Source organism: Micromonospora sp. NPDC005710 (genome assembly GCF_040630995.1).
Taxonomy (GTDB): domain Bacteria; phylum Actinomycetota; class Actinomycetes; order Mycobacteriales; family Micromonosporaceae; genus Micromonospora.
Genome location: NZ_JBEXYP010000003.1, coordinates 243,231 through 256,848, shown reverse-complemented (window position 1 = coordinate 256,848; position 13,618 = coordinate 243,231). Strand labels below are relative to the sequence as shown.

Below are 13,618 nucleotides of genomic sequence, written 5' to 3'. Positions count from 1 at the left end.
GCAAGATCGCGGGGGCGGGGCGGGGTCAGGCTAGGCCGCGTTCGAGGAGCCTGGTGGGGAGGACTGTCGTGGTGGGTGGGGTGTCGTCGCCGGCGATTCGTTGGAAGAGGCGCTCGGTGGCTACCCTCGCCAGCTCCCGGGTGTCGTAGGCGACGACGGTCAGTGGTCGGGGCATCAGGTGGGCCAGCTCGAAGTCGTCGAAGCCGACGAGCGCGGCGTCGCTGCCCCGCCGGTGCAGCTCCTGGAGCGCACCCACAGTGAGCCGGTTGTTGGCGCAGAAGAACGCGGTGGGCGGTTCGGGCAAGTCGAGCAGCGCGGCGACCGCCCTTCCGGCCTCCTCGGGAGCAATGAGCCGCTCGCGAATCAGTGACTCGTCGGGTGCGACCCCTGCGGCGTCCAGCGCCGCCCGTGCCCCGGCCAGCCGCTCACGAATGGTGGGCACGCTCGGCGCGCCGAGCAGCAGCCCCACCCGTCGGTGCCCCTCGTCGAGCAGCGCGCTGACCCCGGCGTGGCTGCCACCCCTGTTGTCCAACAGCACCGCGTCGGCGTGCAGCCCCTGCGGCGGCCGGTCCAGGAACACCACAGGCATGCCCAGCTCGACCTCACGACGCAGGAACGAGTGGTCCAGGCCCGCCGGCACCACCAGCAGGCCGTCGACCCGGCGCTGGGTGAAGTCCTGGAGCAGGGCGCGTTCCCGCTCCGGGTCCTCCTCCGACGACGCGGTGATCAGCATGGTGCCGTGGGCGGCGGCGATCTCGGCGGCGACGCTGGCGATCGTCGCGTAGAACGGGTTGGCGATCTCCTCGATCAGCAGCCCGACCGTGGCGTTGAGCTGGCGGGAGCGCAGGTTACGGGCGATGTCGTTACGCCGGAAGCCCAGCTCGGCGATGGCGGCCAGCACCCGGCCGACCAACTCCTGCCCCACCGGCTCGTCGTTGACGACCCGGGAGACCGTCTTCAGGCTGACGTCGGCGCGCCTCGCCACGTCGACCATCGTGGGACGCCGACGCACTGTCGGGCGGGTCGGGGTCTGGGTCACGGGGTGGTCCTCCACGGCGGGCGCGGGTCAGCGGTCGAGGGCGGCGAGCGCGTCGACCGCTTTTCGGGCGGCGATGAGCACCGGATCCCAGACCGGCGCGTACGGCGGAGCGTAGCCGAGGTCCAGCTGCGTCATATCGTCCACCGTCATGCCGTTCCACAACGCCACGGCGAGCGTGTCGATCCGTTTGGCCGCCTCGGACCAGCCGACGATCTGCGCCCCGAGCAGCCGACCGCTGGGGCGCTCGGCGATGAGCTTGACGGTCATCGGCCGGGCACCCGGGTAGTAACCGGCCCGGTTCGTCGACTCGGCGATCACCGAAACGAACTCGAAGCCGGCGGACGCGGCCTCCCGTTCACGCAGGCCGGTCCGCCCCACCTCCAGGTCACAGACCTTCGTGACCGCCGTGCCGATCACGCCAGTGAAGGTGGCGTATCCGCCGCCGATGTTGATTCCGGCGACCCGGCCCTGCTTGTTGGCGTGCGTGCCCAGCGGCACGTGCACCGGCAACCCGCTGACCCGGTGCAGGGTCTCCACGCAGTCACCGGCCGCCCAGACGCCGGGATACTCGGGCACCCGCATCCGGCGGTCCACCCGGATCGCGCCGGTCGGCCCGAGGGCGATGCCGGCGGCCTTCGCGAGTGCGGTGTTGGGGCGTACGCCGAGACCCAGGACCACGACGTCGGTCGGGATCGGCCCCTCGGCGGTGACCACGGCGGTGACCCGGCCGTCCCGCTGTTCCAGACCAGTCACCGGCAGGCTGGTGCGGATGGTGACGCCGAGCCCGCGCATCGCGTCGGTGACCAGCTCGGCCATGTCGGGATCGACCGTCGCCATGGGCTGCTCGCCGGCCTCCACCAGGGTGACCGAGAGGCCGCGTTGGATCAGGGCCTCGGCGATCTCGACGCCGATGTACCCGCCGCCGACCACCACGGCCCGGTGCGGCTGCGGGTCGGCATCCAGCCAGTGCCGCAGCGCCGCACCGTCGTCGAGGGTCTGCATGCCGAACACGCCGCCCGCGTCGGTGTCCGCCCACGACGGCTTCACCGGCACCGCGCCGGTGGCGTACATCAGGTCGTCGAAGCGTTCGCGGACCTCGCCGCCGCCGGTCAGGTCCCGGGCCACCACCTCGCGGCGTTCCAGGTCGATGGCGGTGACCTCGTGGCGCATCCGGACGTCCATCGCGTACTCGGTGCGGAACGTCTCCGGGTCGCGCGCGATCAACGCCTCCGGGCCGGGCACCAGGCCGCTGATCCAGTACGGGATGCCGCACGCCGAGTAGGAGGTGAAGTTGCCGCGTTCGAAGACGACGATCTCCAGGTCGCCACGGTTGCGGCGGCGTCGGGCTTGGGACGCCGCCGACATTCCGGCGGCGTCCCCGCCGATGACGATCAGCCGTTGCGCCACGGACTCATCCTGTCACGTGGTGATCAGCCGCGGGTCTGACGTGCGACGTCCTGTACCACGTCGGTGAGTCGGCCGGTGCGCTCGAACACCGCGCGCTGCCGTGCCGCGCCGCTGCCGTGCCGGCGCAGGCCGCCCAGCAGGTCGGTCACCTCGGCCCAGTCGCCGTGCTGCTCCAGCGCCGGCCGCATCCGCTCCACGAACCGGTCCAACAGCTCCCAGGCTGGGCGCAGCTCACCGCTCGTGACGTCGACGGCCTCGCCTTCCAGGCCGTCATGGGCGGCCCGCCAGTGCGCCCCGACCAGCAGGTGGTGGTCGGTCTGCACCGCCGGCCGGCCGGCCTCGACATCCGCCATTGCGGTGGCCACGACCGCCCGGACCAGCGCGGCGACGAGCACCGCGTCGTCCACCGACGGGCAGACGTCGCCGATCCGCAGCTCCACCGTCGGGTACTTCGCCGACAGCCGGGCGTACCAGTAGAGCATCCCCTCGTCGAGCATCACCCCGCTGGAGATCAACTGCCGGATCAGCCGCTGGTAGTGCTCGTGCGACTCCAGGAACGGCGTCGGCGCCACCGACGGCCAGCGCTCCCACTCCACCGAGCGCCAGCTGGCGTAGCCGGTGTCCTCGCCCCGGGAGTACGGCGAGTTGGTGGTCACGGCGTGCAGCAGCGGCAGCCACGGCCGTACGTGGTTGAGCACCTGCACGCCGGTGTCCGGGTCGGGCACCCCCACGTGGACGTGCATGCCGTTGTTGCCGGGGCCGGGAACGAGCAGCCGGAAGCGCTCGATCATCAGGTCGAAGCGGGGCTTGTCCACCACGGGTGGGACCGGGCCGTCCACCGGGCCGGTGCCGATGGCGAGCAGGCGTACGCCGGCCCGCTCGGCGGCGTCGGAGAGCGCCCGACGCAGTACGCCGAGGGAGTGCCGGATCGACGAGAGCTCCAAGCCGGGCGGGCTGCCGATCTCGATCTGACTGGTCTGGAACTCCCGCTCCACCTGTCCGCGAAGTTCGGCCGGCACCTGTTCCATGACGAGGTCCACGGCCGGAACCGCGGCCCCGGTGTGCGGGTCGACGAGCAGGAACTCCTCCTCGACACCAACGGTGAGCAATCCGGTGGCCGCAGCCCTGTCGCTGAGCTCCTCCGTCACCTGACCCGTCATCGACATCACCCGTCCGTTTCCACCGTTCGCGGTCCGTCCGCGTCGGTCCACCGCTGGTTACCCAACGTGGCGATGCCGGGAAACGTGGCGGCGACACGTCGTCCTCGGTGCGGGCCGCCGGATTCGGCTGGGGCAGGTGGCAGCGGGCGCGTCCAGTCGGCTCTTGAGCAGGCGGTGCTCCGCCGCCCACAGGCCGCCCCGACGGGTGCTCTGGACAGAAACAGTTAACTGTCTTAATAATAAGTGACAATGTTGACGTCCATAAATGCCCGTCCCGGCCCGGAGGGTCGCATGAAACGCTCCAGAACTCTTGTCCTGTCCCTCGTCGCCGCCCTCGCGGCAACCCTCGGCGCGGCCTGGGTGGCGCTGCCCGCGTACGCCGCCGGAGCCACCGCCAGCTTCGTCAAGACCGCCGACTGGGGCTCCGGCTGGGAGGGGAAGTACACAGTCACCAACGGCGGCAGCTCGACGATCAACGGCTGGAACCTCACCTTCGACCTGCCGTCCGGCACCACCCTCGGCAGCTACTGGGACGCGCTGCTCAGCTCCACCGGCCAACGGCACACCTTCACCAACAGGTCCTGGAACGGCACCATCGCCCCGGGCGCGTCGGTCTCCTTCGGTTTCCTGGCCAGCGGCTCCGGTTCGCCGAGCGGCTGCCAGCTCAACGGCGCGTCCTGCGGCGGCGGCACCCCACCCACCACGCCTCCGCCGACCACGCCGCCGCCGACCACGCCGCCGCCGACCACGCCGCCACCGACCGACCCGCCCACCGGTGGGCTGCCCAAGCACCTGCTCACCGGGTACTGGCACAACTTCGACAACCCCGCCGTCGAACTGCGGCTGCGCGACGTCCCCAACGAGTACGACCTGGTCGCTGTCGCCTTCGCCGAGGCCACCTCGACACCCGGCGCGCTCACCTTCGGCGTCGACCCCGGACTTGCCGCCTCGCTCGGCGGCTACACCGACGCGGACTTCACCGCCGACGTCCGCACCCTGCACAGCAGGGGCAAACGGGTGATCCTCTCCGTCGGCGGCGAGACCGGCCGGGTCGCAGTGAACAACGCCGCATCAGCCGCCGTCTTCGCCGACACGGCCGCCGCCCTGATCGCCAGGTACGGCTTCGACGGGATCGACATCGACCTGGAGAACGGACTCAACCCGACGTACATGGCGCAGGCGCTGCGCGCGCTGCGGGCCACCGTCGGATCGGGCCTGATCATCGCGATGGCACCGCAGACCATCGACATGCAGAACCCGGCCGGCGGCTACTTCAAGCTGGCGCTCGACATCAAGGACATCTTGACCGTCGTCAACACCCAGTTCTACAACTCCGGCGCGATGCTCGGCTGCGACCAGAACGCCGCGTACGGCCAGGGCACGGTGAACTTCATCGTCGCGTTGGCCTGCATCCAGTTGGAGGCCGGGTTGCGCCCCGACCAGGTCGGCCTCGGCCTACCCGCCGGGGCGGGTGCGGCAGGCGGCGGCATCGTCGCGCCCAGCGTGGTGAACGCCGCCCTGGACTGCCTGGCCCGGGGCACCAACTGCGGGAGCTTCCGCCCGCCACGCACCTACCCGGGCATCCGCGGCGCGATGACCTGGTCGGTGAACTGGGACGTCAGCAACGGCAACGGTTTCGCCAACACGGTGGGCCCGCACCTGGACACCCTGCCCTGACCGTCGTCGCCGACGCCGGGCGGGGCGTCGGCGACGGGCGGTGTCGCGGATCAGCGACCGGCGGTCACCGACCGCCGGTCGTCGCGCTTGCGGCGCTTGCGGACCTTACGGATCGCCCAGCTGGCCACCATCACGACGAACACCGCGATGATCGCGTAGTTGAACCAGTCGCTGTAACGCGCGACGTCCTGCCACCGGCTGCCGAGCGCGTAACCGGCTCCCACGATGAGACCGTTCCACGCCGCGCTGCCGATGGTGGTGAGCAGGATGAACTCGCCGAGCGGCATCCGGTTGGCCCCGGCCGGCACGGAGACCAGGCTGCGGACCACCGGCACCACCCGGCCGATCAGCACCGCCCACCGGCCGTGCCGCTCGAACCACCTGTCGGCCTTCTCCAGGTCGTCGCTGTCGACCAGCGGAATGTGGTCCAACCAGCGCTTGAGCCGTTCCTCACCCAGCGCCGCGCCCAGCCAGTAGAGCACCAACGCGCCCACGAGCGAGCCGACCGTCGCGGCCAGCACCACGAGCAGGACGTTGAACTTGCCCTCGTGCGCCAGGAAACCGGCGAGCGCCAGCACGATCTCGCTGGGGATCGGCGGCACGATGCTCTCCAGCGCCACCAGCAGCGCCACGCCGACCGGGCCCATCGCCTCGATGACAGTGGCCACCCAACCGGTCAACCCAGTGAATTCGGACGGGTCGCCAGCCTGGGCGTACGCCATTGTCGTCCTTCCGGTCGGCTGTCGGGGATCGGAGGGTCATACCCACCTGGGCGCGATCTACACCTCCGGGTGCAGCGCGGTGTCCGCCGGCCCCTGCCGCCAGCCGGTGAACACCACTGTCAGGCCGGCGCGGGACGGCGCGCAGCAGAACGGGCCGGCCATCGCGTCGGCGGCCGGGTCCAGCGGGGCGAGGCGGACCAGAAGCCACTGCTCCTCGTCGACCCGGGCGCGGACGGTGAGCGCGTCGCCGGCCCGGCTGACGCGGACGGTCACCTCCCGGCCCGCCCACTCCGGCACCGGCGCCACCGACCAGTCGGAGAACTCCCTGGTCACCACGGCGCCGAGCTGCACCTCGCCGTCGCTGATCTCCACACCCGCCTTCGTCCAGGTCCGTTCGTCGACACGCACGAACGCGCCGGCCTGGTCGAACTGCGCGGAGAAGTCGAGCCGGAAGCTCACCTCCATGGCGGTGCCGACCGGCAGCGGCGCCAGCAGGGCCGGGCCGTTGTCGTGGACGAAGCCGTAACTGGTCCGCCGCCAGAAGTCGCTGTCCGCGGCCGGCTCGACGACCAGCTCGCCGGTCGGGCCCTCCTCGACGCGGACCGGCGGGTGCAGCCACGTGCCCCGGGACCAGTCCAGCAGTTCAGTCGGCGGTACGAGGTCGTTCTCCATGACCGGCACGGTAGCCCACCGTGCTCGCCGGTCGGCCCGGCTGGTTTGCCACAGTGATCAACTGGAGAGATTTCTTCGGCATGGGTGACCGTTGGTATTCCGAAGCCGTCGTCTACTGCCTCGACATCGACACGTACGCCGACTCCGACGGCGACGGGGTCGGTGACATCCGTGGGCTGATCGGGAGGCTGGACTACCTGGCCCGGCTCGGGGTGACCTGCCTGTGGCTGCACCCCATCCACCCCTCGCCCAACCGCGACGACGGCTACGACGCCACCGACTTCTACAACGTGGACCCGCGCTTCGGCACGCTCGGCGACTTCGCCGAGCTGCTGCACCAGGCGCAGAACCGGGGCATCCGCGTGATCATCGACCTGGTGGTCAACCACACCTCCGACGAGCACCCCTGGTTCCAGTTCGCCCGTTCGTCGCCCGACTCGCCGTACCGGGACTGGTACGTCTGGTCCGACACCGAGCCTGCCGACCGGCACCAGGGCATGGTCTTCCCCGGCGAACAGGACGAGACCTGGAGCTACGACCGGACCGCCAAGTCGTGGTTCTACCACCGGTTCTACAAGTTCCAGCCGGACCTCAACTTCGCCAACCCGCAGGTTCGCGCCGAGGTCAAGAAGATCATGTCGTTCTGGCTCCAGCTCGGCGTATCCGGCTTCCGGATGGACGCGGTGCCGTTCATCATCGAGCTGACCGAGCCGGGCAACCCGAACTCCCCGAAGGACTTCGAGTTCCTCACCGAGATGCGCCAGCACGTCCAGTGGCGTCGCGGCGACGCCGTCCTGCTGGCCGAGGCGAACGTCGAGCCGGACCAGCTGCCGACGTTCTTCGGTGACGCCAGCGGTTCCGGCAACCGCATCCACATGCTCTTCGACTTCATGCTCAACGGGCGACTCATGCTCGCCCTGGCCCGGGAGGACCCGGAGTCGCTGATCGAGGCGCTCCGCGACACCCCGAAGCTGCCGGTCGGCGGGCAGTGGGCAACCTTCCTACGCAACCACGACGAGATCGACCTGTCCCGGTTGACCACCGAACAGCGCAACCAGGTGTACGCGAAGTTCGGCCCGGACGAGAACATGCGCATCTACGACAGGGGCATCCGGCGCCGGCTCGCCCCGATGCTCGGCAACGACCGGCGGCACATCGAGCTGGCGTACGCCCTGCAGTTCTCGATGCGCGGCACGCCGGTGCTGCGCTACGGCGAGGAGATCGGGATGGGCGAGGACCTGTCGCTGCCCGGTCGGGAGGCGATCCGTACGCCGATGCAGTGGTCGTACAAGCCGAATGCCGGCTTCTCCACGGCAGACCCGGAGAAGCTGCTCCGCCCGGTGATCGACAAGGGTGAGTTCGGCTACCAGACGGTGAACGTCACCGCCCAGCGGGGCGACTCGAAGTCGCTGCTCGCCTGGTTCGAGCGCATGATCCGTACGCTGCGCGAGGCTCCGGAGATCGGCTCCGGCTCGACCACCCACATCGACGTGGCGATGCCGGCTGGTGTGCTGGCGCACCGGGCCGACGGGCCGACGGGAACGATGGTCTTCCTGCACAACCTGGGCACCGACGACGTCGAGGTCGACCTCAGCAGTCTGGAGTCGGAAGCTGACCTGCCGATCGACGTGCTCGCCGACCGTGGTTACGGAGAGTTGGGGAAGCTCGGCGCGGTGAAGGTCTCCGGCCACGGATACCGGTGGATTCGCCTATGCCGAGGGTCGGCCTGTTGACGTTAAGCTCCTCCGATCGACCCCACGTTACCGGGAGGTAATCATGTCGGAGGAGCCCCGCGTCGCCATCGTCACCGGAGCCGCACGCGGCATCGGCGCGGCCACCGCCCGACGGCTGGCCGCCGACGGAATGGCTGTCGCCGTGGTCGACATCGAGGAGGCGGCCACCAAGGAGACGGTGGACGCCGTCGTCGCTGCCGGGGGCCGAGCGCTCGGGGTGGGCGCCGACGTGTCCGACCGGGACCAGGTCGAAGCGGCGGTGAGCCGGGTCGCCGCCGAGTTGGGCCCGCCCACTGTGCTTGTCAACAACGCCGGTGTGCTCCGCGACAACCTGCTGTTCAAGATGACGAACGCCGACTGGGACACCGTGATGGGCGTGCACCTGCGCGGTGCGTTCCTGTTCAGTCAGGCCGCCCAGAAGCACATGGTGGACCGGAAGTGGGGGCGGATCGTCAACCTCTCCAGCACCTCCGCGCTCGGCAACCGGGGCCAGGCGAACTACGCCGCGGCCAAGGCCGGTCTGCAGGGTTTCACCAAGACGCTCGCCATCGAGCTGGGGCCGTTCGGGGTGACTGTCAACGCTGTCGCGCCCGGCTTCATCGTCACCGACATGACGGCGGCCACCGCCGCCCGGATGAAGGTCGACTTCGACGACTTCCAGAAGCACGCCGCCGCCGAGATTCCGGTCCGTCGGCCGGGCCGGCCGGAGGACGTCGCGCACACCATCTCGTTCCTGGCGAGCGAGGGCGCCGGGTTCGTCTCCGGTCAGGTCATCTACGTCGCCGGCGGCCCACGGGACTGACCCGTACTCCAAACGAGGGCGCTTCCCTGAACGGGCGGCGCCCTCGTCGCGGGGTCAGGCCGGGGTGCGGCGGGTGCGCCAGAGCCAGAGCAGGCCGAGCACCGGCAGCACCAACGGGATGTAGCCGTACCCGCTGCCGAACTGCGACCAGACCGTCTCGTCCGGGAAGAGTTCCTTGTCGACGAGGCTCAGGATGCCGACCGCCACCACCCCGACCAGCTCCACTGAGCAGCACACCAGCGCGACCCGTCGGCCGGTGTGCCCGGCGCGGGCCAACCCCACCGCCGCCACGATGTAGATGAGCGCGGCCACCCCGGAGAGCAGGTACGCCACCGGCGCCTCGTCGAACTTGGTGGCGATCTGCAGGCCCGCCCGACTCGTCGCCGCGATGGCGAACAGCAGGTAGACGGCGATCAGCAGTCGACCCGGGCCGGAGTTCGTCCGCCGCGGGGCCGGTCCTGTCTCAACCACCGAGCACCTCCCAGGTCTGCTGCAACCGGACCACGACCACCGGGGCCACCAGGCAGACCGCGCACACGATCGCCGACCCCCAGCGGGTCGGCTCCATCCGGGCCAGCACCCAGGCCAGCGGCGGCAGGCTCACGAGCGTGACCAGGTAGCCGAAGAAGGCGCCGGGCTCGCCGGGGCGATCCCCGCCGCCCACCGCGACGAGCGCCAGCACCGTCAACACCAGCAACGCCACTTCGAGTACGCCCAGACCGACGACCTGCACCCGGTCCGGCGGCCGGTGGCGTAGTGCCGCCACCAGCGCCCACACCGCCACGAGCAGGGACAGCACTATCGACACTGTCGCGACGATCCCATCCACCGGTGAGTCGGTGGCCACGCTGGTCACCGGCACCACCCGGTCGTTGCCTCGGTCACCGGCACAGCCTACTAACCGTCGTAGTAAAGGAGTGCCCTGCCTCTCCGCGTGTGACGCACGCCCGTCACGGTTGCCGCCGCCCTCCGCCCCGACGCCGCCCGGCGGATCGCTGGCTCTCGGGCGGGGGCGTCGCGCGCGGGGTTCGCCCTTTGCTCTGCACCCGCCCGTGCACCACTCACGCTGCGTGACTGGCGCGTGGGCGGGTGCAGAGCAAAGGCGGCGCATCTGTGCTGCGGCCCGTTTGCTCGCTCGCCCCGCGTGACGGGGCGAGGGCGAGCGTTCAGTCGCCTGCCTGCAGCCAGTAGACCGAGACGGCGGAAAGCTCGTCGGGCCCGTCGTTCCGAAGCTGGTGCGGCACCCGGCTGTCGAACGCCGCGACGTCGCCGGCCCGCAGGACACACGTCTGGTCGGCGAACGTCAACGTTCCGGTCCCGGACACGATGATCCACATCTCACGAGACCGATGGACGTCCAGGTCATTCGAGGTGTGCGGGGCCACCGACCAGCGGGCGACCTCGAACGGGGCGGGCGCCGTCGACGCAAACGGCAGCAGCCCGCGGTGCACGGGGCCACCCTCGGTGAAGTCGTACCAGTGGTCAAACGTCACGACACCGCTGGTGATCGCTGGATTCGCGTTCGGCATGTCGTCGAGACTGCCGCGCCGCACCCGGTGTGTCTGGCGGCAATCGGACCTGGCGTTACCGAGAACCTCAACGGCGGTGGGCTGCTTCGATTGGTCCAACCCGCCGCCATCATGACCGCCGGGGCGACTAGCGTGAATCACGTCCGTGGCGTTGCCACGGTGCGGGGGAGACAGCGGAGGTACACGTGCTGCGGTTCGGGTTGTTCGGCACCGGTCACTGGGCGATCGAGACGCACGGGAAGGCGCTGCACGCTCATCCCGACGCGGAACTGGTGGGGGTGTGGGGTCGCAACCCGGAGCGCGCCTCCGCACTGGCCGAGCGGTACGGGGTGCCCGCCTACGCCGACGTCGACGCGCTGATCGAGCAGTGCGAGGCCGTCGCCGTCGCCCTGCCGCCGGACATCCAGGCCGACATCGCGGTCCGGGCCGCCCGTGCCGGCCGGCACCTGCTGTTGGACAAGCCGCTGGCGCTCAGCGTGGCCGACGCCGACCGCGTGGTGGCCGCCGCCGACGAGTCCGGGGTCGCCTCGGTCGTCTTCTTCACCCAGCGGTTCCAGCCGAACGTGACAGCGTTTCTCGCGGCCACCGCCGCCGCCGGGGGCTGGCAGCACGGCCGGACCACCGCGTTCGCGTCGATCTTCCAGGACGGCAGCCCGTACGGCGGCTCGCTGTGGCGTCGGGAGCACGGGGCGCTCTGGGACATCGCTCCGCACGCGCTCTCGATCCTCCTGCCGGTGCTGGGCCGGGTGACGCAGGTGGCGGCGATGGACGGCCCCAGCGGGATGGTGCACCTGCTGCTCACCCACGAGGGCGGTGCGACGAGCAGCGCCTCGCTCTCGCTGGACGCCCCGACCGAGTCGATGGCCCGGGAGTTCGTGTTCTACGGCGAGAACGGCATCGAGAACGTCCCGTTCGGCGAGAACGACGCCGCCACTGCGTTCGGCGTCGCCATCGACCAGCTCGTCGAGCAGGTGCGGGCCGGCACCCGGGACCACCGCTGCGACGTCCACTTCGGCCGCGAGGTCGTCACCATCATCGCCGCCGCCGAAACAGCCCGAGCCGAATCCCGCACCATCCCCGTCCCCTAACGACCCCCCCACCCCCCACCCCCCACCCCCAGCCCGGGTTGATCAAGACGTTTGCGTCAAAAAAGCCGCTCGGCTTGACGCAAACGTCTTGATCAACGGGATGAGGCGGGGCGGGGGCGGGGCGGGCGGGGTGGGGGTTGGTCAGGTGAGGGTGGACAGGGCGGCGTTCAACTCGTCGGGCGAGTTGAACTGGTCCGGGGAAAGGGCCTGCAACATCTGCAGCATCGCCGTGCTGGCCCCGTTCTCCTGCCCCCAGCGGATCAGGTCCTCCCGGGAGACCGGGTAGTCGAGCCCGGCCAGATACTCCTGCAACTGAACCCCGGTGACCGTCATGTCGGCCGGCTACCCGCTCGCGGTGGCCGTACACCGGCCGGATCGTGCACCCACGACGACCCGGCAGCCGGCGTGTCGGCCCGCGACGCGCCCACGGTTTGCCGCAGTGGCGGCCGGGTAGCCGCTGGCATGCTGGTTCAGCGGCTCGGCGCGCCGAGCGATTTCGACCCGTTGCTGGAGCGCGTTCGCAACGCCCGGGTGGTGATGATCGGTGAGTCGACCCACGGCACTTACGACTACTACCGGCTGCGGGAACAGCTCACCCGCCGGCTGATAGCGGAGTGCGGCTTCTCCTTCGTCGCCGTCGAGGGCGACTGGCCCGACTGTGATCGGGTGCACCGGTCGGTGACGGCGGCGCCCGGCGGCGCGCTCGAACCGCAGCTCGCGCTCGACCAGTTTGAGCGCTGGCCGACCTGGATGTGGGCAAACGCCGAGGTGTCCCGGTTCGCCACCTGGTTGCGGGCCTGGAACGTGGAGCGGCCGGAGGGGCAACGGGCCGGGTTCCACGGGCTCGACGTGTACAGCCTCTGGGAGTCGATGCAGGCGATCTTCGACTACCTGGGGGAGGAGGACCCGAAGTCGCTGGAGGCAGCGCAGGACGCGTACCGGTGTTTCGAGCCGTACGGCAAGAGGGTCGAGGAGTACGGCGCGGCCAGCCGGTTCGTCTCCGCCCGCTGTGAGGAGGAGGTCGTCCGGTTGCTTGCCCGGACCCGCGAACATGCCATCTCCGGCGGCCCGGATCGTTTCTCCGCCTGGCAGAACGCGGAGGTGGTGGCCGGCGCCGAACGGTACTACCGGGCGATGGTGGCCGGCGGGCCCGACTCGTGGAACATCCGTGACACCCACATGCAGGACACCCTGGACCGGCTGCTGGACCGGTACGGCCCGGACGCCCGGGGCGTCGTCTGGGCGCACAACACGCACATCGGTGATGCGCGGGCCACCGACATGGCCGCGGACGGGATGGTCAACATCGGTCAGTTGGCCCGGGAGCGGCACGGGGAGGACGCGGTTGCCCTGGTCGGCTTCGGCAGTTACCGGGGAACGGTGATCGCCGCACCCCGGTGGGGTTCGCCGCCGGAGGCGATGGTGGTGCCGCCGGCTCGGGAGGGGTCGATCGAGCGGCGGCTGCACGAGCTGATGCCGGAACGGGCGGTGCTGATCTTCGGCGGCGACGACCAGCCGGGTTGGGTCACCGAGACAGCGGACCACCGGGCGATCGGGGTCGTCTACGACCCGTCGTTCGAGTCCTGGGGGAACTACGTGCCGACCAGGCTCGGTGACCGCTACGACGCTTTGATCTGGTGCGACGACACCACGGCCCTGCACCCGCTGCCGGTCGGGGCGGCCCCCGGCGAGATGCAGACCTACCCCGCCGGAGTCTGACGCCGCCCGGGTGCGCCGATCATGGAGTTGTGGTGCTTGACGGAATGCCCTTCATCGGGGCACGACGGGC

At 70.6% G+C, this 13,618-nt stretch carries 14 protein-coding genes; 5 read left to right on the top strand and 9 right to left on the bottom strand.

What is annotated here, in order from left to right; translation table 11 throughout:
• Positions 1 to 25: 25 nt before the first annotated feature.
• The 3 genes from ABZ406_RS05615 to ABZ406_RS05605 all read right to left on the bottom strand — a co-directional run bounded on the left by ABZ406_RS05615 (position 26) and on the right by ABZ406_RS05605 (position 3,615).
• Positions 26 to 994 (bottom strand): LacI family DNA-binding transcriptional regulator, encoded by a 969-nt coding sequence (locus ABZ406_RS05615; protein ID WP_357756323.1) that lies wholly within the window; start codon positions 992 to 994, stop codon positions 26 to 28.
• 72 nt (positions 995 to 1,066) lie between these two features.
• Positions 1,067 to 2,446 carry an FAD-dependent oxidoreductase gene (locus tag ABZ406_RS05610; protein WP_357756136.1) on the bottom strand — a complete coding sequence of 460 codons (1,380 nt, stop codon included), beginning with the start codon at positions 2,444 to 2,446 and terminating at the stop codon, positions 1,067 to 1,069.
• A 23-nt stretch (positions 2,447 to 2,469) separates the two neighbouring features.
• Entirely contained in the window at positions 2,470 to 3,615 is a 1,146-nt protein-coding gene (locus ABZ406_RS05605) for a glutamate--cysteine ligase (protein WP_357756135.1), read from the bottom strand.
• Positions 3,616 to 3,897: 282 nt separating this feature from the next.
• Here ABZ406_RS05605 and ABZ406_RS05600 point away from each other — a divergent pair, with 282 nt between their 5' ends.
• Entirely contained in the window at positions 3,898 to 5,283 is a 1,386-nt protein-coding gene (locus ABZ406_RS05600; RefSeq protein WP_357756134.1) for a cellulose binding domain-containing protein, read from the top strand.
• Between the two features lie 50 nt (positions 5,284 to 5,333).
• On the opposite strand, the gene ABZ406_RS05595 is transcribed toward ABZ406_RS05600, so the two are convergent.
• Positions 5,334 to 6,005, bottom strand: coding sequence for a DedA family protein (locus ABZ406_RS05595; protein ID WP_357756133.1), 672 nt, complete (start codon positions 6,003 to 6,005; stop codon positions 5,334 to 5,336).
• 57 nt (positions 6,006 to 6,062) lie between these two features.
• Positions 6,063 to 6,677 carry a DUF1349 domain-containing protein gene (locus tag ABZ406_RS05590; RefSeq protein ID WP_357756132.1) on the bottom strand — a complete coding sequence of 205 codons (615 nt, stop codon included), beginning with the start codon at positions 6,675 to 6,677 and terminating at the stop codon, positions 6,063 to 6,065.
• A gap of 80 nt (positions 6,678 to 6,757) precedes the next feature.
• On the opposite strand from ABZ406_RS05590, the gene ABZ406_RS05585 reads away from it, so the two are divergent.
• Both ABZ406_RS05585 and fabG read left to right on the top strand, forming a co-directional pair.
• On the top strand, positions 6,758 to 8,410 hold the full coding sequence (locus ABZ406_RS05585; protein ID WP_357756322.1) for an alpha-amylase family protein: 1,653 nt from the start codon (positions 6,758 to 6,760) through the stop codon (positions 8,408 to 8,410).
• Between the two features lie 43 nt (positions 8,411 to 8,453).
• A complete protein-coding gene (fabG, locus tag ABZ406_RS05580) occupies positions 8,454 to 9,212 on the top strand; it encodes a 3-oxoacyl-ACP reductase FabG (protein ID WP_357756131.1) in 759 nt (252 codons plus the stop codon).
• Positions 9,213 to 9,266: 54 nt separating this feature from the next.
• Here the strand turns inward: fabG and ABZ406_RS05575 are convergent, their stop codons facing one another.
• The 3 genes from ABZ406_RS05575 to ABZ406_RS05565 form a co-directional block, all read right to left on the bottom strand.
• Entirely contained in the window at positions 9,267 to 9,683 is a 417-nt protein-coding gene (locus ABZ406_RS05575; RefSeq protein ID WP_357756130.1) for a hypothetical protein, read from the bottom strand.
• On the bottom strand, positions 9,676 to 10,068 hold the full coding sequence (locus ABZ406_RS05570) for a hypothetical protein (protein ID WP_357756129.1): 393 nt from the start codon (positions 10,066 to 10,068) through the stop codon (positions 9,676 to 9,678). The genes ABZ406_RS05575 and ABZ406_RS05570 overlap by 8 nt, the downstream gene beginning before the upstream one ends.
• Positions 10,069 to 10,378: 310 nt before the next feature.
• On the bottom strand, positions 10,379 to 10,741 hold the full coding sequence (locus tag ABZ406_RS05565; protein ID WP_357756128.1) for a cupin domain-containing protein: 363 nt from the start codon (positions 10,739 to 10,741) through the stop codon (positions 10,379 to 10,381).
• Between the two features lie 185 nt (positions 10,742 to 10,926).
• Here ABZ406_RS05565 and ABZ406_RS05560 point away from each other — a divergent pair, with 185 nt between their 5' ends.
• Positions 10,927 to 11,829, top strand: a complete 903-nt coding sequence (locus ABZ406_RS05560) for a Gfo/Idh/MocA family oxidoreductase (protein WP_357756127.1) — start codon at positions 10,927 to 10,929, stop codon at positions 11,827 to 11,829.
• A gap of 141 nt (positions 11,830 to 11,970) precedes the next feature.
• Here ABZ406_RS05560 and ABZ406_RS05555 read toward each other — a convergent pair whose 3' ends face one another.
• Complete coding sequence (locus ABZ406_RS05555; protein WP_357756126.1) at positions 11,971 to 12,162, bottom strand: DUF2795 domain-containing protein; 192 nt, start codon at positions 12,160 to 12,162, stop codon at positions 11,971 to 11,973.
• Positions 12,163 to 12,291: 129 nt separating this feature from the next.
• On the opposite strand from ABZ406_RS05555, the gene ABZ406_RS05550 reads away from it, so the two are divergent.
• Entirely contained in the window at positions 12,292 to 13,548 is a 1,257-nt protein-coding gene (locus ABZ406_RS05550; protein WP_357756125.1) for an erythromycin esterase family protein, read from the top strand.
• The last annotated feature ends 70 nt before the right edge of the window (positions 13,549 to 13,618 follow it).

Bases quoted from the DNA above. Each gene is read 5' to 3' on its own strand.
- ABZ406_RS05615 (WP_357756323.1), bottom strand. From the start codon at position 994: ATGGTCGACGTGGCGAGGCGCGCCGACGTCAGCCTGAAGACGGTCTCC.
- ABZ406_RS05600 (WP_357756134.1), top strand. From the start codon at position 3,898: ATGAAACGCTCCAGAACTCTTGTCCTGTCCCTCGTCGCCGCCCTCGCG.
- ABZ406_RS05595 (WP_357756133.1), bottom strand. From the start codon at position 6,005: ATGGCGTACGCCCAGGCTGGCGACCCGTCCGAATTCACTGGGTTGACC.
- ABZ406_RS05590 (WP_357756132.1), bottom strand. From the start codon at position 6,677: ATGGAGAACGACCTCGTACCGCCGACTGAACTGCTGGACTGGTCCCGG.
- ABZ406_RS05585 (WP_357756322.1), top strand. From the start codon at position 6,758: ATGGGTGACCGTTGGTATTCCGAAGCCGTCGTCTACTGCCTCGACATC.
- fabG (WP_357756131.1), top strand. From the start codon at position 8,454: ATGTCGGAGGAGCCCCGCGTCGCCATCGTCACCGGAGCCGCACGCGGC.
- ABZ406_RS05565 (WP_357756128.1), bottom strand. From the start codon at position 10,741: ATGCCGAACGCGAATCCAGCGATCACCAGCGGTGTCGTGACGTTTGAC.
- ABZ406_RS05555 (WP_357756126.1), bottom strand. From the start codon at position 12,162: ATGACGGTCACCGGGGTTCAGTTGCAGGAGTATCTGGCCGGGCTCGAC.
- ABZ406_RS05550 (WP_357756125.1), top strand. From the start codon at position 12,292: ATGCTGGTTCAGCGGCTCGGCGCGCCGAGCGATTTCGACCCGTTGCTG.